We start from the raw sequence: 26,090 nt of genomic DNA on the forward strand, positions 1-26,090 counted from the left end.
TGTGTTCGCTGTGCGTGGGCTACCGCTGGGTGGCGAGGACGACCTTGCCGAGGACGGAACGGGCGCGCAGGCGGGCGACGGCGTCGTCGAAGCGGGCGAGCGGGACGACCTCGTCGACGGGGATCCGCAGCCGGCCGGCGATGATGTCCGCGGCGACGGCGCGTACGGCGGCGGCGCGCCGCTCGGGGGTCGTGACCAGGCCCGCGTAGCCGAGCAGACTCAGTCCCTTGCGGTAGAAGGTCCGGCCGGGGAAGGAGACGTCCTAGCCGGCCGAGACGCCGAGGATGACGATCCGGCCGCCGATCGCCGCGAGCTCCACCGCGCCCGGGGTGAAACCACCGCCCAGCGGGTCGATGACGAGCGTCGGACGGAGGTCGCCGACCTTCGCGACCAGGTCTTCCGCCCCCGCCACCACCACCCGGTCCGCGCCGAGCGCCGCCACCGCGGCCGCCTTGGCCGCCGACCCGACCTGCCCGACGACGCTCGCCCCGGCGATCTTCGCGAGCTGGACGGCGACGACACCGACCCCGCCGCCGGCGCCGAGCACCAGCACGCGGTCATCCGAGGTGACCTTGCCGAGCGCGTGCAACGACTCGTACGCGGTCACCGCCACCGTGCCGAGCGCGCCCGCCTGCGCCGGGTCCAGCTCCGCCGGCACCTCGATGACGGCGTCGCGCGGCGCGACGACCGCGTCGGCCCAGGTGCCGTCCCGCAGGAGCCCCACACCGGAGCCCGTGACGACGACGCGGGTGCCGTCGACGGTCCCCGTGCCCTCGACGCCGATGGTCCGCGGCAGCCGGGCGGTGTCGCCGACGGTCCCGACGGCGGCATAGGTGTCGATCGGGTTGACGCCCGCGTGGTCGACGCGGACGAGCACCTCGCCGTCCCCCGGGGCTGGCAGCCAGAGGTCCTCCACGACCTGTAGTGGCTCCCCGACCGCCACCAGCCGGACAGCCCTCGTCGTCACCCCGTCGCTCATCGCCGCGCGCCTCTCTCCTGGCCGGGCGGCTCGCCGCCGCGGCCCACCCGGCCGCCTGCGTGCGACGAGGGGAACCTCACCGAGCCGGGCGCCGAGAACCCTGGTCGTCCCCTCCTGGGACTGGCCGTCGGATGCCACTCTGGCACTGTGACCGACGTAGTTGATGACAGGGCGGGGGCCGCCGGCGGGGCGGAATCCCCTGGCGGGACGAACACGGGCGGCGAGGAACCGGTGCCCTCGCCCGAGCTGGGCCGGCGATGGCGGGCGGCCCGCGACGGCCTGGCGGTGGTCCATCTGGACGCGGCCGCGGCGGGCGCGACGAGCCAGGCCGTCGTCGACGCGCAGGCGACGCATCTGGCGGCCGAGGCGACGCTCGGCTCGTACGGCGCCCAGGAAGGCGCGGCCGAACGCCTCGCCGCGGCGCGGTCGGCCCTGGCCGGGCTGCTCGACCCGACGCTCACCGGGGCCGACGTCGCCTTCCATCACTGCGCGACCTCGGGATTCACCGCGCTGCTGGACGCCTGGCCGCTGCCGCCGGGCGGGCGGGTCGGGATCGTGCCGAGCGACTTCTCCTCGAACCTGCTGGCGCTGCGCGCCCGCGCGCTGCGCGACGGCCTGGAACTCGTCGACCTGCCGGTGCTCCCCGACGGCCGGATCGACGTCGACCGTCTCCGCCAAGGTGACGGTCCGGCAGCGCTGGACCGGCTGGACCTGGTGACGTTCCCCGAGATACCGAGCCAGCGGGGCCTCGTCCAGCCGACCGCGGCGGTGGCCGCGCTGTGCCGGGACGCCGAGGTACCGATGCTGCTCGACGTCGCGCAGTCGCTCGGCCAGGTCGACGTGGCCGCCGCCGGCGCCACCGGCGGCGTCTCGGCCTACGTCGGAACGTCACGCAAATGGCTGTGTGGCCCGCGCGGCGTCGGCTTCCTGGCCGTGCGGCCCGACTTCGTCGACCGGCTCGGCGTGCCCGCCCCGACGGGGTACACGGCCCGCTGGGAGCCCGACCCAGTTGCCCCGGGCGGCGGGCGGCTGGTCGCGTTCGGGGGTGTCGGCAGGTTCGACGTCGGCGAGGCGCCGGTCGCGGCCCGGGTAGGGCTCGCGGTCGCACTGGCCGAGCACGTCGAGGCGGGCCCGGAGCGGGTGCGCGCCCGCGTTCAGGCGCTGGGCGGGGCGGCCCGTCGGCGGCTCGACGCGGTCGCGGGCTGGCGGCTCGGCGAGGACCTCGATTCCCCGTCCGGGATCGTCACCCTCCGGCCGCCCTCCGGCGTCGACCCGGCGGCCGTCCGCGGCCGGCTCCAGCGCGAGGAGAACGTCCTCGCCACCGCCATCGACGAGACCCGGGCCCGTGACGCGGTCCCGGCGCTGCGCGTGAGCCCCCACGTCTACAGCACCCTCGCCGATCTCGACCGGTTCGCCGAGGCCCTGGAACGCGTCACCACCCGGCCCGCGCCCTAGCCGAAGAGGTGTGCCGGCCGGCTGGCGTTCGGCGGGGCCTTCCCCGAAGATCCACGGAAATGGTCAAGGGACACAGGAGGCGCGGCGATGGTCAGGCACCGAGAGGCCCCGGACGGGAACGGGGACGCGGCGCGGTCGCCGGCGCGGGAGCGGGCGGTCGCCGGCGGGTGGACTGGCGGGCCGCTAGGGCGGCGTGAGTTCCTCGGCGGGACGCTCGCCGCCGCGGCCGCGACGGTCACCGGCGTGGCCGGGTGCCGGTCGGGGAGCGCGCCCCCTGCGCCGGGGGCGACCGCGACCGCGGCGGGGCCGCCGGCCCTGCCCGGCGTCGAGGAGATGGTGGGCTGGATCGAGCAGATCGTGGCCCAGGGGGTGCGCCGGCCCGGCTACCCGGCCGACACCTGGGTCGAGGGGTTCATCACGGCGAGGTTCCGCGAGCTCGGCCTGGTCGACGTGCACACGGAACCGGTGGCGGTCACCAGGTGGGAGCCGACGCGGTACTCGCTGGTGGCGACCCCGGCGGGCGCGGCGCCGCGCGAGCTGAGGTGCTTCCCGGTACCGCTCGCCGCCCCGGCCGAGGGGCTCGACGTCGAGCTCGCGCGTTTCGACGAGGCGGTCCCGGGCGCCGTGGCGGGGCGAGCGGCGCTGGTCGACGCCAAGGTCGTCGCGCTGCCGCCCGCGCTGCCCGCCACCTTCGGGAGCGCTCCGAAGGACTCCGCCCAGCGGGTGTACGACCCGGATGGCACGTTCGCCGGTGAGACGCAGGTCCTGCCGCTGCCCGCCGGTTCCGACGGCATCGCCCAGCAGGCCGTCGGGGCGGGCGCGGTCGCGTTCGTCGGGACGCTGCTTGACTACCCCGGCGACGACTGTCGCTACTACTTCCCGTACAACGGCCGCACGACCGCGATCCCCGGCGTGTGGATCAACGGGAGTGACGGCCGGTGGCTGGCTGACCAGCTCACCCGCGGGCCGGTCCGGATCCGCCTCGACGTCGCGGCCAGCACCGCGCCGGCCAGCAGCGACAACATCGTCGGTGACCTGCCGGGACCCGCGGGCGACGACGAGCTGGTGCTGGTCGGCTCGCACCACGACGGGCCATGGGCGTCGGCGGTCGAGGACGGCACCGGGATCGCCATGGTGCTCGCCCAGGCCGCCTACTGGGCGCGGGTTCCGGCGGCGAACCGACCCCATCGAATGCGCTTCCTGCTGCACGGCGGGCACTTCTACGGCGGTGCCGGGCTGGTCGACTACGTGGCGAAGCACCGCGCCGAGCTGGAGAAGGTCGTCCTCGAGGTGCACCTGGAGCACGCCGCCCGCGACATCGCCGAGCGCGACGGCCGGCTCGCGCCGACCGGCCGGTGCGTGCCCCGTTGGTTCTTCACCAGCAGGATCCCGGCGCTGGAGTCGACGGTCCACGACGCGCTCGTCGCCGAGCGGCTCGGCCGGTCGATGCTGCTGGCGCCGGACGCGTTCGGCCCGGCCCCGCTGTCCGACGGCGCCTTCTACCACACGGCCGGTGTCCCGATCGTCCAGTTCCTGTCCGCGCCCTGGTACCTGTTCGACGAGGCCGACACCCTCGACAAGGTCGACCGTGACAGCCTGCTGCCCATCGCCCGCGCCGTGATCCGCGTCATCGAGTCGACGCGGGGCATCACGGCGGCGAAGCTACGCGCGGGCCTCGTCACCCGTCAGTGATCTCGGGGCGGCCGCGGCCCGGTCAGCCGAAGGCCCGCAGCCACTGCTGCTGGTCGCGGAGACGGTAGACGATGTTGGTGGCGGTGACGTCGGCCATGGAGGCGCTGCGCAGCGGCGGCGAGTAGAAATGGCCCGGGTAGACGACCGGGTTGTCCGGGAGGGCGGCGAGCCGCTGCAGGCTCTCGTACATGTCCGCCGGGCTGCCGCCGGGGAAGTCGGTGYGGCCGCAGCCGTCGAGGAAGAGGGTGTCGCCGGCGACCAGCCGGCCGTCGACGAGGAAGCACTGGCTGCCCGGGGTGTGCCCGGGGGTGTGCAGCAGCCGGATCGGGATCGCGCCGACCTCGACCGTGTCGTCATGGTCGTGGGAGACGAGGTCCGTCTCGGAGACGCCGGTGACCCGCCGGACGAACTCGGCCTCGTTCTTGTGGACGTGCACCGGCGCCGGCGCCTTGGCCAGCACCTCCATGATCCCGGCGAGCGAGAAGCCCATCATGCTGCCGCCGACGTGGTCCGGGTGGTGGTGGGTGGCGAGCATGCCGACGAGCCGCATCCCGTCGGCCTCGAGGATCCCGAGCAGGTCGTCCGCCGCGTACGCCGGGTCGACGAGCACCGCCTCGCCGGTCTCCCGGTCCCCGATGGCGTAGCAGAAGTTGACCATCTGCGCGGCGACGGGGTCGCCGGCGGCGAAGTCCCGGCCCGACAGCAGCTGGCGAAAGTAAAGACGGTCGGCCATGACCGCCAGGCTAATCGTTCCCGACGATCGGCCAGGTGCCGTCCGACGGACACAGTACGGACAAAGCGGCGCTCGTCTGAGAAGGTACCGCCATGTTCGGCATACTTCGGCCCTGCCGGCACCGCCTGGGCGAGGACCTCACCGCCGTCTGGATGTCCCACCTGTGCGGTATGTGCCTGACGCTGCGAGACCGGCAGGGTCACTGGGCGCGGGCCGCGACGAACGTCGACGGACTGGTGCTCTCGGTGCTGGTGGCCGCACAGACCGGCGAGGCGGCGACGAGGAAGGCCGGGCCGTGCGCCCTGCGCGGTCTGCGCACCGCCGAGGTGGCGACGCGGGACGACCCGGGCGCGATGCTCGCCGCCGCGGTCTCGCTGACCGCCGCCGCGACGAACGTCGACGACCACGTCGCCGACGGCGATGGGCCGTTCGCCCGCCGGCCGGTCGCGGCGCTCGCCGGCCGGTTCGCCGGCGCGGCCGCCCGTGGCGGCGCGAGCCTCGGCGCCGAGCTGAGCTTCGACGTGGACGCGCTGGCGCGCGCGGCCGGGCGGCAGCAGGCCGTGGAGGCCGCGGCCGGGCCGGGCACGGCGCTGACCGCGGTGACCGCGCCGGCGGAGGAGGCCGCGTCTCGGGCGTTCGCGCACACGGCGGCGCTCGCGGGCCGGCCGGGCAACGCGGAGCCGCTCGCCGAGGTCGGCCGGCTGTTCGGCCGGCTCGCCCACCTGGTCGACGCGGTCGCCGACCAGGTGGCCGACGACGCCAGGGACGCCTGGAACCCGCTGACCGCCACCGGGACGACCCTCGCCCAGGCTCGGGCGCTGTGCGACGACGCGCTGCTCGGGATCGCGCTCGCCCTGCGCGACGTCGAGTTCGCCCCCGACCCGGGAGCCCCCGCGCGCACCGCCGCCCGCCGCAACCGGCATGCCCGCCTGGCGCACCTGCTGCTCGTCCACGAGCTGGAGCTGGCGGTCGACAACGCGTTCCGCGGCGCCCAGCCGCAGCCTGGCCGTCCGCCCGGCCCCGGCCGACCGGGTGGTCCGGGCGGTCCTGGCCCAGGGCGGCCGGGCCGCCGGGTCACCCTCCCGACCTGTCTCGCCGCGGCCGGGATGTTCTGCACCTGTCAGATGTGCTGCGGCCACTACACGTCACCCTTCGACGGCCAGCAGAAGCAGGGCATCTGCTCCGGCAACTGCGGAGACTGCGGAGACTGCGGGGACTGCTGCCAAGGCTGCGGGGACTGCTGCGACTGTTGTGACGGTTGCGATGGTTGCGACTGCGGCTGTTGATGGTCGCGACTCCGACCACCGCCGTCGCGAAGCCGGGATTTCCTGCGGCTCTTATGCCGAGAAGGTTGGCCTCGTCACCGTCTGCTGAAATGGTGCGGTGCCTCCCCCTGCCCCCCCGCCTCCCCCCGATGCCCGCCCCCCGGACGACTCGTCGGAAAGCCCAGCTCTCGCCCCCCGCGGCGACGGTGAAGACAGCTCCGGCGATGTCGAGAAGCACTCAACCGACGGCGATCCGTGGTCGCCGGTAACCGTCGCGGCGGTAGATGATCACCCGATAGTGCTAGAAGGCCTGAGCGTGGCGTTGCGCCAACTGCCCGGTGTCGAGCTGGTCGCCACCGCCAGGTCGGCCGAGGAGCTGCTGGCCGGCCCGGGCCGGCATGCCGACGTCGTACTGCTGGACCTCAGCCTCGGTGACGGAACGAACCCGCCGGACACCATCCGCCAGCTGATCGACCGCGGGATGGGTGTCGCGGTCTACAGCGCCACCGCCGACCCCGCGACGGTGCGCCTGGCGATCCGCGCGGGCGCCGCCGCGTTCGTGGCCAAGACCGACCAGCTGGAGGATCTCGCCAGGGCGGTGCACGCGACCGCCGACGGCACCGGCTGGATCTCGCCGTCGCTCGCATTCCTGCTGCTCACCGACGACGCCCCCGACCGACCCCGGCTGTCCGCCCAGGAAAGCCAGGCGCTGCAGCTCTATGCGGCCGGCATGTCGATGAAGCGGGTCGCGAGCAAGATGGGCATCGCGGTGGAGACCGCCAAGCAGTACATCGACCGGGTCCGCAGGAAGTACCGCGAGATCGGCCGCGAGGCCACCACCAAGATCGATCTTCTCCATCGCGCCGTGGAGGACGGCTACCTCGACCCACCCGGCCCCACCGGTCTGGGACCGCACGCCTGACACCCTTGGGCATCGCGGCGTCACCCGGCGCGCGGATGTTGACCCGCGCGGGTGCCGGCAGGCTCGCGGGCTGCCGGCACCCGCCACGGCAGCGCCAGGCCGTACCCCGCGCACGGCCGGCGCCACCCAGCCGGTGACCATGGACGTCCTCCCCCAAGGCTGTCCTGGTCCCCCGAACCCGGCTGGTGCGACACCGAGTCTGCCGGAAACGGATAGTTCGGTCACGACCCCAATAGTCCCGCTTTCCCGTCCCCTATCAGGGGGTCATCCGGACCGGGCGGGCGATCCACGGCTGGGGTTACCTCGGCCGGGTCGTCAGCACCTCAGCGGGGATCGTCGTCCGGCGGCCACAGCCACGACCCGCCGCGGCCGTCGCCATGGCCGTCCTCGCGTGGCCCTCTCCAACGCCCACGCCCCGGCCCCGGGCGGGCGAGCAGCGCGGCGGCGATGGCCAGCAGGCCGCCGACGAGGACCAGCCACAGCCCTGGCCCGATCACGGTGGTGGCCTCGATGCCCGACCCGGCCAGCAGCCCGCCGCCGCGCAGGTAGCCGATGTCGATCAACGCGACGAGCGTCGTGGCGAGGCCCGTGACACCCGAGAGGCCAGCGACCAGCCGGCCGGCGTGCCCGCCCGGCCGGGCGGCGAGGCCCGCCGCGGCGAGTCCCGTGAGGATCCCGAGGCCGAGCGTGAGCCGGCCGTGCTGGCCCGCGTCCAGCCCGGCGACCGAATATTCCATCAGTCCGAAGGCGCGCACCGTCGCCCAGGTCATCGTCGACGAGATCACCGTGAGCAGCGCCCCAGCCGTCGCCAGCGCCGCCGGCAGGACCAGTGCGGCCCAGCCCCGGGACCACCAGCCTGGCCGCGTTCGCGCCGTGGCGGCCGGCCGGGAGCCCGCGTCCACGGGTCCGCTCGCCGCGGCTCGGGCAGACGCCCCCGACTCCGGGTAGACGGCGTCCCAGCCCGGCCAGGCCACGGACGTGCCCGGCCGAGCCCATCGCGGGTCGGCGGTGGCAGCCGCCGCGGCGCGCCAGGCCGCCTTGGCCACCTGGACGCGGTGATCTGGGTCCCTTCCCTGCCTGCCGCCCTCGGCCTCGCCGGCGCGCGGCGTGCCTGGCCCCGTCCCGCCCCGCGTCTGCCCAGCCCGCCGGGGCTCGGTCCGCCGCGGCTCCGTCCGCCGGGAGCCGACGGCGCCCCGCGACCCGGCGACGTCAGGCGCGCCCGGCACGGCGTGCGTATCGGGATCTGCCTGGAAGTCGGGCGCGTCCGCGCCTGGCGGAACCAGTTGCTCGGCCACGGGTCGGTGGTACCACGGGTAACAATCCGATGCCCGTCGACCACCATGAGTAACCGACACCGAGGCCCAAACCGCCCAGGACCTCGACCGGGGGCGAAGGCGTCCTAGCGCGTCCGGTTGGCGCGGTGGTCGCCGGCCTGCCTGGGCGCCGGTGGCTCCGGACGGTGCCGCGCGTCGGGCCGGCGGGACAGGGGCGGCATCGGGCTGTCCTCGGGTTCGTCCTCTCGCGCCGGGGCGCCGCGGCGTGGCATCAGCGCCGCCACCAGGGCGAGTACGCCGGCCACGAGTGAGACGTAGAGCCCGGCCTCCGGCCGCACCACGATCTGGTCGGCGGAGATCCCGCGAAAGGTCGCCAGCGTGGGCGGCCCGATCAGCAGGTCGCCGCCGGCCATGACGACGAGCAGGCCGGCGAGCACCGGACCAAGCGGCCCGTCACCCGACAGCCGGCGCCGGGCGAGCCCCGCGACGCCGAGCACGGCCAGCGCGAGCCCCAGCACCACCGTGAACCGCCCGTCTCCCACCGTCAGGCCGGTGAACGTGCGCTCCTCGTCGCTGGACGCGAGCGTGCTCCAGGGCGCGAGCGCCGCGCCCGCCGCGGCCAGCCCGGCGACCACCAGAGTCAGGGAGGCCATCCGGCCGCGGACCGGCCGGGCCGTCGGCGCCTCCGGCGGATCCGGCAGCCATCCGCGAGCCGGGCGCCCGGCGTCCTGTTCCGCGGCCGGYGGCCTCCCGCCGCCGTCGAGCCCGGACTCGGACCCGGACCCGGACTCCGATTCGGATTCGGACTCGTCAGAGCCGTGGTCCCCCTCGGCCGGGACCTCGTCCGCGTCACGGCCGAGCTCGGCGCCGCGTTCCGCTCGCGCCGCCTCCCGCCGAGCCTCGGTGCGTCGGGCGGAGAGTCCCATCGGTGGAGTTCCCGGATCGACGGGCCCCGCGTTCTCTCCCTGATCGACGCCGGGGCTACCGCCGGCCCGGCGAAGCCCGGGGCCCAGGTCAGACCGGCTTCGCCAGTCCGATCTGTCCGCTGGCGGGTCGCCGATGCGGGAGGGCTGCGCAGAAGCGGGTCTGGCGGGTTGCTGGGAGGTCTGGAGCGCCGGTCTGGCCTCGGTGGCCCTGGCGTCCGCCGGCCGGGCCCCTGCCCGGGGCCCGACGCGGGGCAGGGCCGCGGTGCTCTCCGGGCTCACCTCCGCCGGGCCGGCCTGGTGCTGTCCCCCGGAGCGGCGGGTGTCGGACGGCCGGGTCTCGCCGCCCCGTCCCGCTGGCTCCGTCCTGCCGGGCTCGGCCGCCGCGGCCTGCGCCCGGGCCGGCCCGGGCCTGGACGTCGTGGGCTCGGCCCTGGGTGACTGGGCCCTGGGTGTCTGGGCTCTGGCCACCTCGGTGGCGCCAGCGCGCCGGGCTGGCCGGGGCGTGGTCCGCCGCAGCGACACCCACACCGTCGGCGACTCGGCCGGCGTTCCCGGCTCCGGCGCGGCCCTGGGCTTCGCGGCCGGCTCCTGGCCGCCCGCGCGGGTCGAGGACGCGCGCTCCTCGGCCGCGCCCGGCGGCCGCGACGGCGCGGCGGAGCCGCCCCGGGCGCCGGAGAGCGGCTCGGGCGCCGAGCGCGGCGGCGCCGCCGCGTCCCGCGGCGCGGGCGACGGCCTCGCCGCCGGCACCGGAGCCGGGCCCGCGGCGGGCGCGGGGGTGGATCCCGACGTCGCCCGCCCGGCCGGCCGCCCCGGCGTCTCGACGACGTCGTCGTCGTCCTTGTCGACCCGGCCGAACCAGCTCCGACTCGCGTCGACGGGCTGCTTCGCCGACCCGGTGCCCGCGGGCCCGCGGGCGGCGGGTGACGAGGGCGCGCCGGGGCCGGATCCGCCGGCGGGACGCGACGGGGCGTTCCAGGAGGTCGATGGACGCGCCGACGGCTCCTGCCTGGCCACCGGCGGGCGGCGCTCCGTCGCGGAACCACCCGCCGCGGAACCACCCGCCGCGGGCCCGGCCGCGGTGGAACCGCCGGCGGCCGAACCCGCGCCGGCGGCCGCGCCCGGCGTTCTCGGCGCCGCCGGCGCGGAGGAGGCCGGCCGGGTCGATGAACCAGGCGCGGCCTTGCCGGGTGCCGACTGCCCGGGGCGCCCGGACTGACCTGAAGTCGACGAAGGTCGCGTCGCCGACGGCGTCTCCGCCGGGCGGCCGGCCGCCGCCGCGCCGCCCGCGGTGCCGCCCGGACGCGCGGAGGACGGGACCGATGGGGCGGCCGAGGACGAGGAGGAGGGGCTGGCCTGCGACGGCCGAGCGGCCGACGGCGGCGCGGCGGTGGACGACGTCCTGCCCGTCCCCGGCGGGCCGGTTCCTCCCGACCGGGTCTGCGACGCAGAGGAAGGCGCGGAAGGTACGGAACCTCCCGCGCGGGTGAGCGAGGTGGGGCCTCGCCCCGGCACGGGTGGCGCGGAAGATGGTCGTTGCTGGCCGGAAGCGGCGGCGGCCCGGGAGGCCTGGGGCTGGGGCGGAGAGCCCGCGGGGCGCGCGGGCGCGGGCGCGGCCGGCGGCCGGGACGCGCCGGCAGCCGCGGCCGGCCGGCTCCCGGCGGCATCGGCTGGGGCCTTCCGCGCGCCGCCAGCTCCGGACGCGCCGGGTTCGGCGGATTCGACGGGGGTCCCCGCGCCGCCGGGCGTACCGGGCGTACCGGGCTTCGCGGGCGCGCCGGCGGCCCGGCTCTGGCCAGGCTGCTGACCGGCCGCGGCGGCGGGTCGCGCGCCGGCGGAGCCGGAGCCGGCTCTGGGCGGCTCGGCCCCGTCCGGCCCCGTCGCCTCGTTGCCTTTCTCGACCATCCACCCGCTCCCGCCGCCTGGTCCACGCCGCCGGCTCGCCCTGGCTCGATCGCCACGGGTGGGAGGACTCCTGCAGCCCGCTCCCGCGACGGCCCACGCCAGGACCACAAAACGCCGACAGGCGGGCACCTTACCGAGCGAGCGCCGCGGCGCCTATGCGCGCCGCCGCCGCCGGCCCGCGGCCAGCCCTTCCGCCGCAGAGCCCCGAGCCGAAGACCGGCCTGGCCGGTGGGAGTCCCCACCGGCCAGGCCGGGTCCGAACCAGCGGTGGCCTCGGTGACCTAGGAACCGGACCCGGCCGGGTCCGAGGAATCGGTGCGGCGGCCGGGCGTGTCCGGGGGCCGGGAGGGCTCAGACCGCCTCGCCGATCCGGTGGACGCGCATCGTGTTGGTCATGCCGGCGACGCCCGGCGGCGTGCCCGCGACGACGACGACCAGTTCACCCGGGCTGCACCGGCCGATCTTGAGCAGCGCCTCGTCGACCTGACGGACCATCTCGTCGGTGCTGTTGGCGAACGGGACGACGAACGTCTCGACTCCCCACAGCAGCGCCATCTGGCTGCGCACCGCCGGGATCGGCGTGAAGCCGAGCACCGGGACGTGCGACCGGTAACGGGCGAGGCGGCGGGCGGTGTCCCCGGACAGCGTGTGCGCGACCAGGTAGCGCGCCCCGACGGCGGCGCCGACCTCGGCCGCGGCCTGGGCGATCGCGCCGCCGAGGGTGCGTGGCGCGGTCCGCAGCGCTGGGATCCGGGACAGGTCGTTCTCGGCTGTCTCGATGATCCGGGCCATCGTCGAGACGGACTCGATCGGATACGCCCCCACGCTCGTCTCGGCGGACAGCATGATCGCGTCAGCGCCGTCCAGGACGGCGTTCGCGCAGTCGCTGGCCTCCGCCCTGGTCGGCCTCGGCGCGCTGATCATCGACTCGAGCACCTGAGTCGCCACGATCACCGGCTTCGCCCGCTCGCGGGCGGCGCTGACCGCCCGCTTCTGGACCAGCGGCACGTCCTCGAGCGGCAGCTCGACGCCCAGGTCCCCGCKGGCGACCATCAGGGCGTCGAACGCCTCGATGATGCCGTCCAGCTCGGCGACCGCCTGCGGCTTCTCGATCTTCGCGATGACCGGGATCCGGATCCCGGCCTCGTCCATGATCTCGCGGACCTTGCTGGCGTCCGCCGCCGAGCGGACGAACGACAGCGCGATCATGTCCACGCCCAGCTCGAGGGCGAAGCGCAGGTCTTCCTCGTCCTTCTCGGTCAGCGCGGGGACGGTGAGCGCCGCGCTCGGGATGTTCATCCCCTTGTTGTTGCTGACCGGACCGCCGATGACGACGGTGGTGTGGACGTCCGTGTCGGTGACGCCGTCGATAGCCAGCGCCAGCCGGCCGTCGTCGACCAGGATGCGGTCACCCGCCTTGACGTCGCCGGGCAGGCCCGGGTAGGTCGTGCCGACCTGGTGCTGGTCGCCCTCGACGTCACGAACGGTGATCGTGAACTGCTCGCCGGGGACGAGGGTCACCCCACCGGTGGCGAACGTCCCCAACCGGATCTTCGGGCCCTGCAGGTCGGCGAGGATGCCGACGGCACGCCCGGCCGCGTCACTGGCCTCCCGAACCCGCCGGTACACAGCGGCATGCTGTTCGTGGCTGCCATGCGAGAAGTTAAGTCTTGCTATGTCCATTCCGGCATCGACGAGGGCGCGCACCCTCTCTGGGGAGTTGGTGGCCGGTCCCAACGTACAGACAATCTTGGCTCTTCGTGGCACGAGTTCCAGCCTAGAAAATGATCGTCTTGGTTTGGACGCCGGCCCACACTGTTGTGCCGGCGCGTCGTTCTTCACCCGCCACCTTCGGCGGACAGTCCTGGAGTAACCGTACATCCCGTAACCGGTGCAGCGTGGAGCGCAACGGCGTACGGTCAAGTCACCGGCATCCGCCGGCTCTTCCCTGTGCATCTTGGCGCCCACGGCCGTTCAAGGTTACGCATCGTCGCGCGATCTTCGACCGGGGGTGCACCGGGCGGCGTCGGATCGACGACAACCGCCGGCCTGCCCGCGCCCGGAGGGCCCGCGGCCATGGCAGGCGCGACCACCGGAAAGCGAGTGGCGAGGTGGGCGGCGCCGACGCGGCCACCGGTATGGCAGGCCTGACGCCCGCCGCTGCGCCCGGGACGACATCCAGACGCCCCGGAATGTAGGGGCGAGCGACGATCCTCCTGATGCGCTCACCGACGTGTGCGGAGGTAGCGATGGTACAGCGGCTCAAGGACTTCCGGAGCGTGGCATGAGCGTCAATCCGGCGATTCACCGCAGGCCGTCGGGCGATGTGGACATCGCCCTTCCGACCGACGAGCCCGAGCCGTCGCGCGACGCGCCACCGCGCGGTTCCAACAACGCTTCGGTCGACGGTGGATTTACGTCGTCACCAACGACAACGGAATAACGAGACGCCGCCGTCCTGAAACGCCGCCTCAGCCGAGTATGGCCGTATACGGCACGTATCTCGACGTAAGGCCACCAGGGCTCCCCAACTGGGCGACACATACGCCTCCGGGACCGACCACACCGGCGAGCGCCCCAGCGTCCGTCTCAGGCGGAGGCCAGGCGCTCCACCGGACCTTCCAGAGCGCCGAACTCCCCGATCGGTCCCGCCTCCGCCTCCGCCTCCGCCGGCGCCGGCGCCGGCGCCGGCGCCGGGGAGAGTGGGGAGCCGGCCGCGAACTGCGTGCGGTAGAGCTCGGCATACAGGCCGTCGCGCGCCAGCAGGTCGGCGTGCCGCCCCTCCTCGGCCACCCGGCCGTCGGAGATCACGAGGATTCGGTCCGCGTCCCGGATGGTCGAGAGCCGGTGCGCGATGACCAGCGCCGTCCGCCCGCGCAGCGCCGCGCCCAGCGCCCGCTGCACCGCCGCCTCGGACTCGCTGTCCAGGTGCGCGGTGGCCTCGTCCAGCACGACGACGCTCGGCTCCTTCACCAGCAGCCGGGCGATCGCGAGCCGCTGCTTCTCGCCGCCGGACAGGCGGTAGCCGCGGTCCCCCACCACGGTGTCCAGCCCGTCGGGCAGGGACCGCACCAGCGCGCCGATCCGCGCCGCGTCCAGCGCCGCCCACATCCGCTCGTCGGTCGCGTCCGGGCGGGCATAGGCCAGATTGGCCCGGATCGTGTCGTGGAACATGTGGGCGTCCTGGGTGACGACGCCGACGGCGGCGCGCAGCGACGCGAGCGTGACGTCCCGGACGTCGACGCCGCCGACCCGGACGGCGCCCCCGACCGCGTCGTAGATCCTCGGCACCAGCTGGCTGATCGTCGTCTTGCCCGCTCCCGAAGGACCGACCAGCGCGACGAGCTCGCCTGGCGCCACCCGGAAGGTCACGTCGTGCAGCACCGGCGCCGGGACGCGCGGGTCGAGCACGGCGACCGACTCCAGCGAGGCCAGCGAGACCTCGCTCGCCGCCGGGTAGCGGAACGACACGTGGTCGAACTCGAGACTGGTCCCACCTGCGTGCACCGGGAGCTCCGCCGCTCCCGGCCGGTCGACGATGGCCGGCTCGAGGTCGAGAACCTCGAAGACCCGCTCGAAGGACACCAGCGCGGTCATCACGTCGACCTGCACGTTCGACAGCTGGGTGAGCGGCATGTACAGCCGGCCGAGGTAGGCGGTCAGCGCGACGATGGTGCCGACCGCGATGTGCCCCTGCGCCGCGTAGCGCCCGCCGAGGCCGTAGACGACCGCCGTCGCGAGCGAGGCGACCAGCGTCAGCGACGCGAAGAAGATCCGTCCGTACATCGCCTGGGTGACGCCGATGTCGCGGACCCGCCCGGCCTGGCGGCGGAACACGCCGGCCTCGCGCGCCGGGTCACCGTAGAGCTTGGCCAGCAGGGCGCCGGCCACGTTGAACCGCTCCGTCATGGTCGTGTTCATCTCGGCGTTCAGGCTGTAGCTCTCCCGGGTGAGCGCCGCCAGTCGGGGCGCGAGCGCCCGCGCCGGCAGGACGAACACCGGCAGCAGGACCAGCGCGATGAGCGTCACCTGCCAGGACAGCGTGAACATCGCGGCCAGCGTGAAGCTGACGGTCAGCACGTTGGAGAACACCGCCGACAGGGTGTTGGTGAACGCCGACTGGGCGCCGAGCACGTCGTTGTTGAGCCGGGTGATCAGCGCGCCGGTCTGGGTGCGGCTGAAGAACGCCAGCGGTTGGCGCTGCACGTGGTCGAACACCTGGGCGCRCATGTCGAAGATCAGGCCCTCGCCGACGCGCACCGAAAGCCAGCGCTGCAGCAGCGACATCCCGGCGTCGACGAGGGCGATCACCGCGACGACGCCGGCGAGCACCTCGACCACACCGACCCGGCCGGGAATGATCCCGTCGTCGATGATCGCCTTGAAGATCAAGGGGAGGGCGGTACCCAGGGCCGCATCGAAGACCACGACCAGCAGAAACCCGATCAGCAGCCGCCGGTAGGGCCGAGCGAAGGCGATGATCCGCCGCGTCGTCCCCGGCCGCAGCTTCTGCCGGGTGACCGACCTGTCTCGTTGGAAGCCGCGCATGGTCGTCCACGCGCCCGCCTGTCCCCCTGCCGGTCCCGCCATCCGCCGCCCTCGTCACTTTCTGTTCATGTTCCGCCCGTGTCCGCTCGGCCCATGGCCGGGCCGACCGATGTCGCCGCGTGGCCATGCGAACCAGCCTCGTTACCTGGTTGCAAGGACCAGCCCCATGCCCACCATTCCTGCCGTACCCCGCTGGGTGCGGCCGCCAGGCGGCGGTGTTCCCGCGCCGAACAGGAACGCTAAAACTTCAACCGGGGTTGAGGTCAAGGAGGCGAGGCGCCGCCGGCTCCGATGGTCAGCCGGCGGGATGGTCCGCGAGACAGCGGGCGAGGGCGGCGCGCTCGGCGACCGACCCCGTGTCGCGGCCGCGGCCGGCGGCGGCGCGCAGCAGCGCCTTCGTCTCGGCGGCGGCGGCGCGCGGGGCGGCGAGCAGTGCCGCGACGAGGTCGTCGACGGCGGCATCGAGGCTCGCCCTGGGCACGACCCGCTGCGCGACGCCGACGGCGCGCGCCTCGGCCGCGGTGAGCCCGCGGCCGGTCAGGCACAGGTCGAGCGCGGTCGGGTAACCGACGAGCGCGACGAGGGTGGCGCTGACGCCGAGGCCGGGTACCAGCCCCAGCGAGGCCTCGGGCAGCGAGAGGACGGCGTCCTCGGTCAGGACGCGCAGGTCGCAGGACAGCGCCAGTTGCAGGCCGGCGCCGCTCGCCGGGCCGGCGACCACCGCGACGCTGACCAGGTCGGCCCTGGCCGACAGCCAGGTGAACCCGGCCTGCCACTCGGCGACGCGACGCTCCACGGCGTCCGTCGTCAGGTCAGCGCCATCCAGGGCGGCGCGGTCCGGAGTACTCAGCGCGGACCAGATGTCGCCGCGCAGGACGACCACCCGGATGTCGCCTGGCAGCGCCCGGCCGACGGCCGCGAGCGCCGCCGCCACCGAAGGCAGCCGGGCTGCGGCAGCCAGGTCGTCCGTGACCGGTTGGTCTGAGGCCGGCTGCTCGCCGGGAGGTTGGTTTCCGGGCGGACGGTTTCCGGCCGGTTGTTTCTCGGTCCGTTGTTTTTCGGTCGATGGGTGGAACGTGACCGTCGCGCACGAACCCGTGACGGTCAGTCCAAGACCGGCCGCCGCCGTCCAGGCGGCGGCCGGCGTGGGCACGATCAGGCGCTCTTCTTCTTGCTGCCCCGGGTCGCCCCACCACGGCCCCGCAGGGTCGTTCCGGACTCGGACAGGATCCGGTGCACAAAACCGTACGACCGGCCCGACGACTCCGCGAGGAGTCGGATGCTCTGCCCGGACTCGTACTTCTTACGAAGTTCGGCGGCCAGCTTGTCACGCTCGGCGCCGGTGATCCGGGTCCCTTTCCTAAGCTCGGCCAACGTGGCCCCCTCCGTGTAGATGATCTGCGAACCGATCTTCACTCAGCTTCGGGAAACGCGCCACTCGAAGCACATGTGATCCATCACACGCGATCAGTGGCCCCCTGCCGCGCCCGTGGAGCCGACGTCGCTCCCGCTCCGCCCGCGCGCGGGCACAAGTCCCGACGCCCGAACGGTTCCTGGCCGCGGGCCGATGACCTGCGCGCCCGGATCGGATCAACGTCACGGCGTCAGTCTCCCCAATCACCGCCGCCGTTCCTAACAGGGAACCCGGCGCGTCGCGGGTGACACGAGCCCACACGGGCCCACACACCCCGCCAACCGCCGCTCGGCAGCCGCCGCCAGCGGCTGGCGCCGGGAGCCGGCCGGGCAGGTCGCGCTGGCAGTGGTTACCGTCATGTTGTGATCGCGGTACCGGGCCTCGCCGCATGACCGCCGCCGATACCGCCTCGAGGCCCGAGTCCGGCGCCGATCCTCCCCGCGCCGACCCCTCCGGCGCCGATGTCCCGGCCACCGGTGTCCCGGCCACGAGCGCCCCCGCGGCCGGCGGCGCGGGCGTGGGATCACCCTCACCGGGTGTCGCGCCGGCCGGATCGGGCGCGCAGTGCGTGGGTCGAGCCGGGTCCACCCCGCGGAGCTGGCTGGGGGGGCAGGCTGGCGAGGCCGTCTCGTGGGTCCTGGCGACGGCGGCGCTGGCCGGCGTCACCGCCCTGCTGGCCACCTCCGGCGTCACGTACGCGTCCGATGGGTCGGCTACGGACGCGAGGATCGCCTGGGGCACGCTGCCGCTCGCCTGGCCGCCGCGGCTGGGAACCGCGACCCTGCTGCCGTTGGCGCTGGCCGCGCTGGTGCTCTGCTCGGTCGCGCTGGTCGCCCGGCGCCGGACGGGCCGGCCGTCGCCCCCGTTCGGCCCGCTGCTGGGGCTGTCGTACGTCGTGAGCGCCGGTTGGTGGCTCGCGCTGGGGGTAGCCTCCCCACGTGGCCTCGGGGCACCGGTGGGCCTGCTGGCCGCCGCCGACCGGCACCCGTCCGATCTGCTGGACCGGGTGAGCGGCCAGCCGCCGGGGCCGGAGCTGCTCGTCTGGGTGCTCGGCCAGCTGGGGATCCGCGGCGCGACGGCGGTCGGGGTGGCTTTCACCCTGATCGGCGCCCTGGTCGTGCCGATGGTGGGGCTCGCGGTGCGCTCGCTGTGCCACGCGCCGGCGGCCCGCCGGCTGCTGCCGGTACTGGTCCTCGCGCCGTGGGCGCCGTTCGCCGCCGGCGGTCCGGACGCTGTCACGGCGGCGGTGGCGGCGTCGGCGGTGGCCGTCGGCGTCGTCGGCTCCGAGCGGGGACGGCGCGCCTGGTGGGCGCTGGGCGCCGGGCTGCTGCTCGGCGTGTCCGGGCTGTTCGCCTACCCGGCGCTGTGGCTGGGGGTGGCGGTGGCCGCGGCCTACTTCGTGCGCCGCCGCCCCATGCTGAACGTCATCACCGGCGCGGGCGCGCTCGCGCCGTTGTTCGCCGTGCGACTGACCGGGTACTCCTGGCCGGAGGGCCTGGGGCGGGCCGGCGCCGACCCGTTCGACCACGCCGCGCTGACCTGGCTGGTGCCCGACCTGCTGGCCGTCTCCCTGTGCTGCGGCCCGGCGCTGGCGCGGGCCGCGCGGCGGGTCTCGATGACGCCGGGCTGGCCCTTCCTCGTCGGCGCGGCCGCGGCGGCGCTGTTCGCCCTGCTGGCGGGCCTGGCGGCCGGCGGCGTGCAGACGAGCTGGCTACCGCTGTTCCCGTGGCTGGTGGTGCCGGCGCTCGCCCCCCGGCCGCGCCCGGCGCTCCCCGGCGACACCAGCAGCGCCGGCACGCTGCCCTACGGCCTGGTCGGCGCCGGCGCCGTGGTCGCCGTCGCCGTCGCCACTCTCCTCACGCCCGGCTAGTGCCGGTTTCGAGTAGTCGCCAACCCGACCGGCTGGAGCCCGCGGTCACCTGACCACGGCTTCCAGCCAGCCGTGACGAACCGGTGACCCAGCTGCCCACCGCTAGGTCCTGAATGTTCTCTGCAGCACCAGGGCCAGCCCGAAGCCATAGGCCGGCAACAGGATGAACAGCAGCCACGGGGTTATGTTGACGACGAGGACGACCGCGAGAGCCGAGAGTACGACATAGATCACGAATGCCGGGGAGCGCAGGAGACGGCCGAGAACTCGGGTCGGTGTCATCTCCGCTACGGCCTCCAGGACCTCTTGCGCGTGAACATACGCCTCGCCCCCGCCAGGCGGAGCCCCTGAACCTGAGACCCGCGCTGGCCCTGACAGCCGCCTTGCCGACGTACATCGGCCCGACGTTGCTACCGGCTCCGACGACCCCGGCCCGAGATATATCCACCTCGCGTATGGCGGCCTCCGCCCACCCCGTATGCCCCGACTCCCGCGGCCGCTCGATCCGAGCAGGGCGCGGGCCGGGCCTGGGCCGTGTCAGCTCGCGGTCAGCTCGGCGGGGGCGCGGGGGATGTCGGGCTCGAGGTAGACGCGGCAGGTGGTGGGAGCGGCGGCGCGCAGGCGGCGCTCGGCCTCGTTGATCGCCGCGGCGACCTCGGCGACGGTCAGCCCCTCGTCGAGGCCGATCTTCGCGGCGACGAGCAGCTCGTCCGGCCCGAGGTGCAGGGTGCGCATGTGGATCACCGCCGTCACCGACGGCGCGGAGACCAGGGCCGCCCGGATCGCGGCGACCACGGCGGGCGTCGCGGCCTCGCCGACGAGCATGCCGTAGCTCTCGACGGCCACCACGATGGCCACGATCAGCAGCAGCACGCCGATGGCCAGCGTGCCGGCGCCGTCCCAGATCGGGTCGTCGGTCAGCAGCGTGAGCCCGACGCCGGCGAGCGCGAACACCAGGCCGATGAGGGCCGCGAAGTCCTCGAGCAGCACCACCGGCAACTCGGGCGCCCGGGCTTCCCGGATGAAGCGCCACCAGGTCGCGTCTCCCTTGTGGTGGCGTGACTCACGGATCGCGGTCCGGAACGAGAACCCCTCCAATCCGATCGCGACCAGCAGGACGATGACAGCGACGAGGCCGGACTCCAGATGGTGCGGGTGGCGCAGCTTCTCGACGCCCTCGTAGACGGAGAAGAGTCCACCGACGCTGAACAGCACGATGCCGACCAGGAAGCCGGCGATGTAGCGTGAGCGGCCGAACCCGAACGGGTGGTCCTCGTCGGCCGGCCGGACCGACTGGCGCTGGCCGAGCAGCAACAGCCCCTGGTTGCCGGAGTCGGCCACCGAGTGGATCGACTCGGCCAGCATCGATGACGACCCGGTGAACAGGAACGCGACGAACTTCGCCACCGCGATCCCCAGGTTGGCGGCCAATGCCGCCAGAACCGCCTTGGTACCGCCGCCCGCACTCACCCGAAACCGTCTCCTCACCAGAAACCGGGCCTTCCGACCCGCGACCTGCCGGCAAGTCTGCCAACTCCCCCAAGCGGGCGGGCCGCTGGGTGCTTCTACAGGCAGGTGGCAGCTGATAGTGCGAACACCCGGTGACGAGGCGCCCTCCCCCGCCACCGGTCCGGCGGCTCCCGCTGGTTCTAGGCCAGGTCGATGAGCTCGAGGAGGTCCGGGGACCAGTTGTCCTCGACGCCGTCGGGCAGCATGAGCACCTTGTCGGGGTTGAGCGCCTCCACGGCGCCCGGGTCGTGGGTGACGAGCACGACGGAGCCCTGGTAGGTCGCCAGCGCCGAGAGGATCTCCGCGCGCGACGCCGGGTCGAGGTTGTTGGTCGGCTCGTCGAGCAGCAGCACGTTCGCCGCCGAGCAGACCAGCCCGGCCAGCGCGAGGCGCGTCTTCTCGCCGCCGGACAGCGTCCCCGCGAGCTGGTCGACCGTCTCGCCGCTGAACAGGAACGCGCCGAGGATGCGGCGCAGCTCCACCTCGGAGGTGTCCGGGGCGGCGGAGCGCATGTTGTCCAGCAGCGAGCGGTCGTGGTCGAGCGTCTCGTGCTCCTGCGCGTAGTAGCCCATCCGCAGCCCGTGGCCCGGGTTGACCCGGCCGGTGTCCGCCGGCTCGACCCCGGCGAGGATCCGCAGCAGCGTCGTCTTGCCGGCCCCGTTGAGGCCGAGGACGACGACCCTGGTTCCCCGGTCGATCGCCAGGTCGACGTCGGTGAAGACCTCCAGCGACCCGTAGGACTTCGACAGTCCCTCGGCGGTCAGCGGGGTGCGCCCGCACGGCGCCGGGTTCGGGAAGCGCAGCTTCGCGACCTTGTCCGCGACCCGGGTCTCGGCGAGGCCGGCGGCCAGCCGGTCGGCGCGGCGGTCCATCTGGTGCGCGGCCCGTGCCTTGGTCGCCTTGGCGCGCATCTTGTCGGCCTGGGCCTTCAACGAGTCGATCTTCTTCTCGGCGTTCGCCCGCTCGCGCTTGCGCCGCTTCTCGTCCTGCTCGCGCTGGGTCAGGTAGGTCTTCCAGCCGACGTTGTAGACGTCGAGTGCGGTGCGGTTCGCGTCCAGGTGGAAGACCTTGTTGACGGACTTGTCGAGCAGGTCGACGTCGTGGCTGATCACGATCAGGCCGCCGGTGTGGGCCCGCAGGAAGTCCCGCAACCAGCCGATCGAGTCGGCGTCGAGGTGGTTGGTCGGCTCGTCGAGCAGCAGCGTCGCGTCGGCGTTGCCCGCGCCGGCGAACAGGATCCGGGCGAGTTCCACCCGGCGGCGCTGGCCGCCCGACAGGGTGCCGATCGCCTGCGCGAGCACGCGGTCGGGCAGGCCGAGCGACGAGCAGATCCGCGCGGCCTCCGCCTCGGCCGCGTAGCCGCCGAGCACGCCGAAGCGTTCCTCGAGCCGGCCGTAGCGGCGGATGGCCCGGTCACGGGCGGTGTCGTCGGCGAGCTCGGCCATCTCGACCTGCAGCTTGTCCATGTCGCGCAGGAGCTCGTCGAGGCCGCGGGCGGACAGCACCCGGTCGCGGGCCGACTCGGTCAGGTCGCCGCTGCGCGGGTCCTGCGGCAGGTAGCCGACCTCGCCTCGCACGTCGATCTTGCCGCCGAACGGCAGGGTCTCCCGCGCCAGCGTCTTCAGGAGGGTCGTCTTGCCCGCGCCGTTGCGTCCGACGAGACCGATCCGGTCCCCCGGCTGCACTCGGAACGACACCGGCTCGACGAGGATCCTGGCTCCGGCCCGCAGCTCCAGGTCGGTCGCGATGATCATGAAGTATGTGGCCTCTCGGGACGTGGACGTGGGAGGACAGCCACGACCGCGCGCGGCGGCCGCTCGTCAGGGCAGGCAGGAAGGCGGGTAGGCGGCCAGCGGTCAGCCCGTTGGCGGGCCGACTTGGCTCGCTCGCTCACTCCAGCTGGACGAGGCGCTCCATCAGGTACCTGAGGCCGTTTCCGATCGGTCCGGGGCTCGGCCCCGGGGCAATGGACTCGGGCGTGGACGAGGCCCGCCCGCGAGAACGACCGGCGGCCCACGCCGCCCCCGCGCGGTCGACAGGCGCTCGGCCCGCGTCACGGCGGAGGCATCATCTCCAGGGTACGTGCGCCGGGGCGGCGAGATCCTCGCCCAGGGTGTTAAACCGGCGTCACTCAGCCACCGCCCGCTCGGGTGGCCAGCCGGCCGGCTCGGGCCCGCCGGCCGCTACCTAGCTCAGGCGGGTGACGTTCACCGTGACGCCAAGCGACGACGAGGTGCCGCCCGAGTAGACGCCGCGCATGGGCGACACGTCGTCGTAGTCGCGGCCGCGGGCGACGACGACGTGCCGCTCGCCCGCGCGCACGGCGTTGGTCGGGTCGAAGCCCCACCAGTCGCCGAACCAGCCCTCCACCCAGGCGTGACTCTGGCCCTCGACCGTCTCCCCCGGCTCGGCGTCCACGAGCGGGTGCAGGTAGCCGGACACGTATCGGCCCGGCATCCCGGCCGCGCGCATCAGTACCAGCGCGAGGTGCGCGAAGTCCTGGCAGACGCCCTCGCACTGCCGCCAGGCCTCGACGGCGGACGTGTGCACGCCGGTCGTGCCCGGGCGGTAGGTCAGCCGGTCGCGTACCCAGTCGCCGACGGCGAGCACGAAGTCGGCCGGGTCGTGCGCCGCGGCGAGCTCCCTGCCCGCCTCGACGAGCTCGGGGTGGTCGGGGGTGTAGCGGGCGGGGCGGAGGAACTCGACGTGCCGGTCGGCGGTCTCGTCGGAGCGCAGCGCCGGCCAGCTCGCGGCACCGGCGGGCGGCTCATGCTCGGGCGCGGTGCGCACCAACGAGCGCCCGGTGACCACCAGCTCCGTATGCGGGGTGTGGATGTCGAACGCGGTCACCTGGGTACCCCAGTAGTCCCAGTACCGGTAGGTGGTGACCGCCGGCTCGGTGCGCACGGTCGCCTCCAGCGTCAGCTGCCCGCTGCCGGTCTGCGGAACGATCCGCGCCTCGTTGTACGACGACAGGACCGGGCTGGAGTACCGATAACCCGTCGAGTGCTCCACGCGTATCTGCCAGCTCATGTCAGTCCTTCCGGAGCGGGGTCAGACCGGGACCTTGGTGGCCCAGGCACGCGGCGACTCCCGGGCGAAGTAGCGGTCCGTGATGGCGGCGCTGACCTCCGAGCAGGTCCGCTGCATGCCGCGCAGCAGCTCCGGCATGTCCTCGACCAGCTCGTCGACGCCGCGGAACTCCAGCTCGGTACGGGCCAGGCCCACGCCACGGCGGGCCGCGTCATGCACCGTGGTCCGCCCACCCCGGCGGCCGCTGTCGAGCTCGGCGAGGATCTGCTCGGCGAGCGCGAGCGACCAGTAGACCGAGCGCGGGAACAGCCGGTCCAGCAGCAGGAACTCGGCGACCCGGGAGGCGTCGACCGCGCGCCGGTAGGTGCGCAGGTAGGACTCGTGCGCGCCACAGGAACGCAGCAGGCTCACCCAGCTCTGCGAGTTCGGGTCGTCGCCGATGCTCGACGACAGCAGCCGGGCGGTCATGTCGACCCGCTCCAGGCTGCGGCCGAGCGCCAGGAACCGCCAGCCGTCGTCGCGGGCCAGGGTGGCGTCCACCAGCCCGGCGAGCATCGCGGTGCGCTCGCGGATGTACCGGAAGAAGATGTGCGGGCCGAGGCGGCGGGCGAGCTGCTCGGTGTGGTCGAGCTCGTTCCAGGTCGCGTTGAGGCATTCCCAGGCCTCGCTGGACACGACCACCCGGGCGCTGCGCGCGTTCTCCCGAGCCGCCGAGATCGCGCCGACGATGCTCGACGAGTTGTTCCGGTCATAGCCCAGCAGCTCGACGACCAGGTGCGAGTCGACAGATCCGGCGGGCGGCGGGGTTCCCATCACCGCGAGCAGCTCACGCCCGGCCGACGCCTCGTCCAACCAGGGGTCCTCCAGCACGCGGTGGACGTGGACGTCGAGGATGCGCGACGTGCTCTCGGCCCGCTCGACGTACCGGCCGATCCAGAACAGGGACTCCGCGATCCGGCTCAGCATGTGGCCACCGCCTCGTCCTGGTCGCGCTGTTGGTTCTGTTGTTGCTGTTGTTGTTGCTCGCCGGACGAGTCTGGTCCTAGGTCGGGGCCCTGGGCGGTCTCGAAGTCGCCGACGACGTGGCGGCCGTAGGCGCCGGGGCGTTCGCCCTCGGCGAGCTCGGGCGCGAGTACCCAGGTGTCCTTCGAGCCGCCGCCCTGGCTGGAGTTGACCACCAGGCTGCCTCTGGGCAGCGCGACCCGGGTGAGCCCGCCGGGCAGAACCCAGATCCGGTTGCCATCGTTGACGGCGAACGGCCGCAGGTCGATGTGGCGCGGGCCGAGCCGGTCGCTGGACAGCGTCGGCGACGTCGACAGCCGCACCACGCGCTGCGCGATCCAGCCCCGCGGGTCGGCGATCACCTGCGTGCGCAGCGTCGCCAGCTCCTCGTCGGTGGCCTGCGGCCCGATGACGATGCCCTTGCCACCGGAGCCGTCGACCGGCTTGACGACGAGCTCGTCGAGGTGGTCGAGCACGTAGGCGCGCTGGTCGGGATCCTCGACCCGGTACGTGTCGACGTTGGGCAGGATCGGCTCCTCGCCGAGGTAGTACCGGATCAGTTCCGGGACGTAGGTGTACATGAGCTTGTCGTCGGCGACGCCGTTGCCGACGCCGTTGGCGATCGTGACCCGCCCGGCCCGGGCGGCGTTGACCAGCCCGGCGCAGCCGACGACCGACTCGGGCCGGAACTGCAGCGGGTCGAGCCAGTCGTCATCGACCCGGCGGTAGATGACGTGCACAGGCTGCTCACCCTCGGTGGTGCGCATCGTCACCCGGTTGTTACGGATCGTGAGGTCACGGCCCTCGACCAGCTCGACGCCCATCTGCCGGGCGAGCAGCGCGTGCTCGAAGTAGGCCGAGTTGTAGATGCCCGGGGTGAGCACGACGACCGTCGGATCGGCCACCTCGGGCGGCGCCGCGGCGCGCAGCGCGTGCAGCAGATGCGAGGCGTAGTCGGCGACCGGGCGGACCCGGTGGGTGGCGAACAGCTCCGGGAACACCCTGGTCATCGCCCGGCGGTTCTCGATGACGTAGCTGACCCCGCTCGGCACCCGGACGTTGTCCTCGAGCACCCGGAAGCGACCGTCCTCGTCGCGGATCAGGTCGATGCCGGAGACGTGGCAGCGCACCCCGTTGGGCGGGTCGATGCCGTGCGCGGCCCGGTGGAAGTGCGAGCTGGACATCACCAGCCGGCGCGGCAGGATGCCCTCCTCGAGGACCTCGGCGCGGCCGTAGACGTCGGCGAGGAACGCCTCCAGCGCGCGCACCCGCTGGACCACGCCACGTTCGATGGTGTCCCACTCGGAGCCCGACAGCAGCCGGGGAACCAGGTCCAGCGGGAACGGGCGCTCCTCCCCGAAGAGGATGAACGTGATCCCCGCGTCCCGGAACGCCCGGTCGAGCGCCGCCTTGCGGGCCGCCAGGTCACCACTGCTCAGTGGCCGCAACGCGTCGTAGAGAGCCGCGTACACCTCTCGAGGCGTGTCAGCAGCCTCGAAAACCTCGTCCCAAGCGGCGGTGGCCTGCACCTCCGCCGGATATCCCTCGAACAGGTCCGCCACGGCC

General features: G+C 74.1%; 22 protein-coding genes and 1 pseudogene. 8 read left to right on the plus strand and 15 right to left on the minus strand.

Annotated elements, in window-relative coordinates:
- Window positions 1–19: 19 nt before the first annotated feature.
- Together BCD49_RS45070 and BCD49_RS17320 are read right to left on the minus strand one after the other, a co-directional pair.
- The gene (locus BCD49_RS45070; protein ID WP_083401529.1) at window positions 20–223 is read right to left on the minus strand and encodes a zinc-binding dehydrogenase; all 204 of its coding nucleotides are present in this window, start codon (window positions 221–223) and stop codon (window positions 20–22) included.
- A gap of 39 nt (window positions 224–262) precedes the next feature.
- Window positions 263–979 carry a quinone oxidoreductase family protein gene (locus tag BCD49_RS17320; RefSeq protein ID WP_007517480.1) on the minus strand — a complete coding sequence of 239 codons (717 nt, stop codon included), beginning with the start codon at window positions 977–979 and terminating at the stop codon, window positions 263–265.
- A 231-nt stretch (window positions 980–1,210) separates the two neighbouring features.
- On the opposite strand from BCD49_RS17320, the gene BCD49_RS17325 reads away from it, so the two are divergent.
- Window positions 1,211–2,434, plus strand: coding sequence for an aminotransferase class V-fold PLP-dependent enzyme (locus tag BCD49_RS17325; RefSeq protein WP_007517479.1), 1,224 nt, complete (start codon window positions 1,211–1,213; stop codon window positions 2,432–2,434).
- Window positions 2,435–2,521: 87 nt separating this feature from the next.
- A complete protein-coding gene (locus BCD49_RS17330; RefSeq protein WP_007517477.1) occupies window positions 2,522–4,126 on the plus strand; it encodes a M28 family peptidase in 1,605 nt (534 codons plus the stop codon).
- Window positions 4,127–4,148: 22 nt separating this feature from the next.
- Here BCD49_RS17330 and BCD49_RS17335 read toward each other — a convergent pair whose 3' ends face one another.
- Complete coding sequence (locus BCD49_RS17335) at window positions 4,149–4,859, minus strand: MBL fold metallo-hydrolase (protein WP_071041681.1); 711 nt, start codon at window positions 4,857–4,859, stop codon at window positions 4,149–4,151.
- 92 nt (window positions 4,860–4,951) lie between these two features.
- Between BCD49_RS17335 and BCD49_RS17340 the strand changes: the two genes are divergently transcribed.
- Window positions 4,952–6,145 (plus strand): DUF5685 family protein, encoded by a 1,194-nt coding sequence (locus tag BCD49_RS17340; RefSeq protein WP_007517474.1) that lies wholly within the window; start codon window positions 4,952–4,954, stop codon window positions 6,143–6,145.
- Window positions 6,146–6,389: 244 nt separating this feature from the next.
- Window positions 6,390–7,046, plus strand: a pseudogene (locus tag BCD49_RS17345) (response regulator transcription factor); the annotation flags it as partial.
- Window positions 7,047–7,369: 323 nt separating this feature from the next.
- Here BCD49_RS17345 and BCD49_RS17350 read toward each other — a convergent pair.
- On the minus strand, window positions 7,370–8,341 hold the full coding sequence (locus BCD49_RS17350; RefSeq protein WP_007517470.1) for a hypothetical protein: 972 nt from the start codon (window positions 8,339–8,341) through the stop codon (window positions 7,370–7,372).
- A 104-nt stretch (window positions 8,342–8,445) separates the two neighbouring features.
- Window positions 8,446–9,246, minus strand: a complete 801-nt coding sequence (locus BCD49_RS42285; protein ID WP_007517468.1) for a hypothetical protein — start codon at window positions 9,244–9,246, stop codon at window positions 8,446–8,448.
- 319 nt (window positions 9,247–9,565) lie between these two features.
- On the opposite strand from BCD49_RS42285, the gene BCD49_RS17360 reads away from it, so the two are divergent.
- Together BCD49_RS17360 and BCD49_RS43145 are read left to right on the plus strand one after the other, a co-directional pair.
- A complete protein-coding gene (locus BCD49_RS17360; protein WP_131803483.1) occupies window positions 9,566–10,462 on the plus strand; it encodes a hypothetical protein in 897 nt (298 codons plus the stop codon).
- Between the two features lie 72 nt (window positions 10,463–10,534).
- Window positions 10,535–11,050, plus strand: a complete 516-nt coding sequence (locus tag BCD49_RS43145) for a hypothetical protein (RefSeq protein WP_131803486.1) — start codon at window positions 10,535–10,537, stop codon at window positions 11,048–11,050.
- A 449-nt stretch (window positions 11,051–11,499) separates the two neighbouring features.
- On the opposite strand, the gene pyk is transcribed toward BCD49_RS43145, so the two are convergent.
- Window positions 11,500–12,915 carry a pyruvate kinase gene (gene pyk / locus BCD49_RS17365; RefSeq protein ID WP_071041683.1) on the minus strand — a complete coding sequence of 472 codons (1,416 nt, stop codon included), beginning with the start codon at window positions 12,913–12,915 and terminating at the stop codon, window positions 11,500–11,502.
- A gap of 517 nt (window positions 12,916–13,432) precedes the next feature.
- Between pyk and BCD49_RS43580 the strand changes: the two genes are divergently transcribed.
- Window positions 13,433–13,591 carry a hypothetical protein gene (locus BCD49_RS43580; protein WP_157845319.1) on the plus strand — a complete coding sequence of 53 codons (159 nt, stop codon included), beginning with the start codon at window positions 13,433–13,435 and terminating at the stop codon, window positions 13,589–13,591.
- A gap of 146 nt (window positions 13,592–13,737) precedes the next feature.
- Here the strand turns inward: BCD49_RS43580 and BCD49_RS17370 are convergent, their stop codons facing one another.
- From BCD49_RS17370 to BCD49_RS17380, 3 genes are all read right to left on the minus strand, one after another.
- Complete coding sequence (locus tag BCD49_RS17370; RefSeq protein ID WP_083401522.1) at window positions 13,738–15,738, minus strand: ABC transporter ATP-binding protein; 2,001 nt, start codon at window positions 15,736–15,738, stop codon at window positions 13,738–13,740.
- Between the two features lie 253 nt (window positions 15,739–15,991).
- A complete protein-coding gene (locus BCD49_RS17375) occupies window positions 15,992–16,630 on the minus strand; it encodes an enoyl-CoA hydratase/isomerase family protein (protein ID WP_232794366.1) in 639 nt (212 codons plus the stop codon).
- A gap of 221 nt (window positions 16,631–16,851) precedes the next feature.
- Window positions 16,852–17,070 carry a helix-turn-helix domain-containing protein gene (locus tag BCD49_RS17380; protein ID WP_027141265.1) on the minus strand — a complete coding sequence of 73 codons (219 nt, stop codon included), beginning with the start codon at window positions 17,068–17,070 and terminating at the stop codon, window positions 16,852–16,854.
- A gap of 428 nt (window positions 17,071–17,498) precedes the next feature.
- Here BCD49_RS17380 and BCD49_RS17385 point away from each other — a divergent pair, with 428 nt between their 5' ends.
- Window positions 17,499–18,980, plus strand: coding sequence for a hypothetical protein (locus BCD49_RS17385; protein WP_007514671.1), 1,482 nt, complete (start codon window positions 17,499–17,501; stop codon window positions 18,978–18,980).
- Window positions 18,981–19,082: 102 nt separating this feature from the next.
- On the opposite strand, the gene BCD49_RS17390 is transcribed toward BCD49_RS17385, so the two are convergent.
- The 6 genes from BCD49_RS17390 to BCD49_RS17415 form a co-directional block, all read right to left on the minus strand.
- Window positions 19,083–19,262 (minus strand): hypothetical protein, encoded by a 180-nt coding sequence (locus tag BCD49_RS17390; protein ID WP_007514670.1) that lies wholly within the window; start codon window positions 19,260–19,262, stop codon window positions 19,083–19,085.
- A 255-nt stretch (window positions 19,263–19,517) separates the two neighbouring features.
- Window positions 19,518–20,450, minus strand: coding sequence for a cation diffusion facilitator family transporter (locus BCD49_RS17395; protein WP_007514669.1), 933 nt, complete (start codon window positions 20,448–20,450; stop codon window positions 19,518–19,520).
- Between the two features lie 179 nt (window positions 20,451–20,629).
- Window positions 20,630–22,243, minus strand: a complete 1,614-nt coding sequence (locus BCD49_RS17400) for an ABC-F family ATP-binding cassette domain-containing protein (RefSeq protein WP_007514668.1) — start codon at window positions 22,241–22,243, stop codon at window positions 20,630–20,632.
- 433 nt (window positions 22,244–22,676) lie between these two features.
- Complete coding sequence (locus BCD49_RS17405) at window positions 22,677–23,522, minus strand: transglutaminase family protein (RefSeq protein WP_007514666.1); 846 nt, start codon at window positions 23,520–23,522, stop codon at window positions 22,677–22,679.
- A 21-nt stretch (window positions 23,523–23,543) separates the two neighbouring features.
- Entirely contained in the window at window positions 23,544–24,488 is a 945-nt protein-coding gene (locus tag BCD49_RS17410; protein WP_007514664.1) for an alpha-E domain-containing protein, read from the minus strand.
- Entirely contained in the window at window positions 24,482–26,086 is a 1,605-nt protein-coding gene (locus BCD49_RS17415; protein ID WP_035931122.1) for a circularly permuted type 2 ATP-grasp protein, read from the minus strand. The genes BCD49_RS17410 and BCD49_RS17415 overlap by 7 nt, the downstream gene beginning before the upstream one ends.
- Between the last annotated feature and the right edge of the window lie 4 nt (window positions 26,087–26,090).

This window comes from Pseudofrankia sp. EUN1h (assembly GCF_001854645.1).
Lineage (GTDB): Bacteria > Actinomycetota > Actinomycetes > Frankiales > Frankiaceae > Pseudofrankia > Pseudofrankia saprophytica.

Excerpts from the sequence above, each read along its gene's own strand:
- BCD49_RS17410 (WP_007514664.1), bottom strand. The coding sequence starts at position 24,488 with ATGCTGAGCCGGATCGCGGAGTCCCTGTTCTGGATCGGCCGGTACGTC.
- BCD49_RS17330 (WP_007517477.1), top strand. The coding sequence starts at position 2,522 with ATGGTCAGGCACCGAGAGGCCCCGGACGGGAACGGGGACGCGGCGCGG.
- BCD49_RS17400 (WP_007514668.1), bottom strand. The coding sequence starts at position 22,243 with ATGATCATCGCGACCGACCTGGAGCTGCGGGCCGGAGCCAGGATCCTC.
- BCD49_RS17405 (WP_007514666.1), bottom strand. The coding sequence starts at position 23,522 with ATGAGCTGGCAGATACGCGTGGAGCACTCGACGGGTTATCGGTACTCC.
- BCD49_RS17320 (WP_007517480.1), bottom strand. The coding sequence starts at position 979 with ATGAGCGACGGGGTGACGACGAGGGCTGTCCGGCTGGTGGCGGTCGGG.
- BCD49_RS17385 (WP_007514671.1), top strand. The coding sequence starts at position 17,499 with ATGACCGCCGCCGATACCGCCTCGAGGCCCGAGTCCGGCGCCGATCCT.
- BCD49_RS17390 (WP_007514670.1), bottom strand. The coding sequence starts at position 19,262 with ATGACACCGACCCGAGTTCTCGGCCGTCTCCTGCGCTCCCCGGCATTC.
- BCD49_RS43580 (WP_157845319.1), top strand. The coding sequence starts at position 13,433 with ATGAGCGTCAATCCGGCGATTCACCGCAGGCCGTCGGGCGATGTGGAC.
- BCD49_RS17340 (WP_007517474.1), top strand. The coding sequence starts at position 4,952 with ATGTTCGGCATACTTCGGCCCTGCCGGCACCGCCTGGGCGAGGACCTC.